Source organism: Streptomyces sp. NPDC057654, from assembly GCF_042800135.1.
Classification (GTDB): domain Bacteria; phylum Actinomycetota; class Actinomycetes; order Streptomycetales; family Streptomycetaceae; genus Streptomyces.
The window spans coordinates 1-1,878 of record NZ_JBHVHQ010001232.1 but is presented as its reverse complement, the minus strand read 5'-3'; the positions used below and the strand labels follow the sequence as shown (position 1 = coordinate 1,878).

2 protein-coding genes and 1 pseudogene are annotated in these 1,878 nt (G+C 75.5%); all 3 read right to left on the bottom strand.

Annotation, left to right across the window (positions count from 1 at the left end; all coding sequences use genetic code 11):
* Positions 1-55 precede the first annotated feature (55 nt).
* On the bottom strand, positions 56-772 hold the full coding sequence (locus ACFU99_RS42320) for an MIP family channel protein (protein ID WP_363228929.1): 717 nt from the start codon (positions 770-772) through the stop codon (positions 56-58).
* Between the two features lie 98 nt (positions 773-870).
* Positions 871-1,605: an SseB family protein gene (locus ACFU99_RS42315; protein ID WP_384403760.1), complete on the bottom strand. Its 735-nt coding sequence runs from the start codon at positions 1,603-1,605 to the stop codon at positions 871-873.
* Positions 1,606-1,650: 45 nt separating this feature from the next.
* Positions 1,651-1,878 (bottom strand): annotated as a pseudogene (locus ACFU99_RS42310) (hypothetical protein); the annotation flags it as partial.

Here is a 1,878-nt window from a genome sequence, read left to right as displayed (position 1 = left end):
GAAGTACACGGGCCCGGTCTTCGGCTGAGAGCCCGCATCCTGCCTCCGGCCGGGCTCAGGTCGCCGACCGCTCGTCGGCGACCAGCTTGGGCTCCTGCGGCGGGTGCGTCACCTGGTGCACCACCGCGGCGATCGCGCCGCCCACCAGTGGCGCGACGATGAACAGCCACAGCTGGGAGAGCGCGTCGCCGCCCGCGAAGAGCGCCGGGCCCAGGCTCCGGGCCGGGTTGACCGAGGTGCCGGTCAGCGGGATGCCGACGAGGTGGATCACGGCGAGGGCGATGCCGATCGGCAGGCCGTCGAAGCCGACGACCGCGACCCTGTGCGTCACCGCGAGCACCACGAAGACCAGCAGGAACGTGAGGATCACCTCGGCCAGGAAGGCGCCGCCGAGGCTGATGTGGACGGCCGAGCGGCTGCCCCAGCCGTTGCTGCCGAACGTCTCGTCGGTCTTGAGCCCCGGCACGGTCTGGGCGAGCCAGTACAGCAGGCCCGCGCCCACGATGCCGCCGACGAGCTGCGCGATCCAGTACTCGATGGCGGTGCGGCCCGTGATGCGCCGGGCCAGCAGCATGCCGAGGGTGACGGCCGGGTTGACGTGGGCGCCCGAGACCGGGCCCAGCGCGTAGGCCACGGCCAAAAGGACGAAGCCGAAGGAGAGCGCGATGCCCAGGACCCCGATGTAGTCGGCGCCCAGGACCGCGGCTCCGACGCCGAAGAACACCAGCAGCAGCGTGCCGATGAACTCCGATACGACAGTTCTCGTCTCCATGACGTCCTCCAGGCGGTGGATCTTGAACTGTCCCTGCATTGTCGGACGGTCCGGCCGGTTCCGCCTGTCGGAGCCGAGCGCCTGGTCGAACGGCCGGATCAGCGGCTGAACAGCACCTCGCCCGCGTGCGCGGCCCCCGGCGGCAGCAGCGCCAGGTCCAGTCCCCGTACGAGCCGGGCGCGCAGCACGCCGTCCGCCGCCAGGGCCTCGGCGACCCGCCCGGCCACCTCGCGCGCGGGCGCGTCCGGGGCCAGGGAGAGCGCCAGGGTCCCGTCGCCGTCCCCGGCCGCGGACAGCCCGGCGCTCAGCACGCCGGGCTCGGCCTCCAGCACGGCGCGCAGCGCGTCGGCCACCGCCGGATCGGCGAGCGGATCGGTGCTCGTACGCCCCTCCGCGAGGGCGAGCAGCGCGGGGCCGGCCAGCGGGTAGGTCACCGGCCCGGCCAGGTCGAGGACGATCGTGTCGGCCTTCTCGTGGGCGGCGGCCCGCAGCGCCTGGTGCATCGGCACCGCCACGGGCCGCGCGTCGGCCCGCCAGCGCGCCAGGCTCTCGGTGGACGTGAAGGCGGGCAGCGCCCGCCGCCCGCCGGGCGCCTCCAGCGTCGGCACGGCCATGTCGCTGGTCTTCTCCCGCCGCAGCCCGTCCGGCCCGGTCTCGGTCTCCCCCAGCACGGCCACGACGGGTACGAGCACCCGCGCTCCGGCCAGCGCCGCCAGGACGCGCGGCTCGGCGGACGCGTCCCGCGACCAGGCGTCGAGCGCCTCGGCGAGGGCGGCGTCGGCGGAGCCGTCGTCATCGGAGAAACCAGGGTCGGGAATGTTCTTGAGCGCCACGCGCCGAGACTATCCGGGGCCTCCCGGCGGCTCGGCCCCGGGCCGTCAGTACCCGCCGAACGTCCCCCGGTCGTGGCGCCGGCCGCCGCCGCGCCAGAGGAAGACGGCGGTGACGAGCAGGAGCGCGCCCGTCGTCGCGGCGGCTACGGCGAGGAGGTCGGGCTCCTGGCCGTCGTGGCCGGGACGGCCGGTGCGGGGGCCGGGGCCGAAGTAGCGCTGGGCCTGGCCGGAGGCCAGGGGCGTCTTCGACCCGGGGCTCACGCGGTCCCCGGC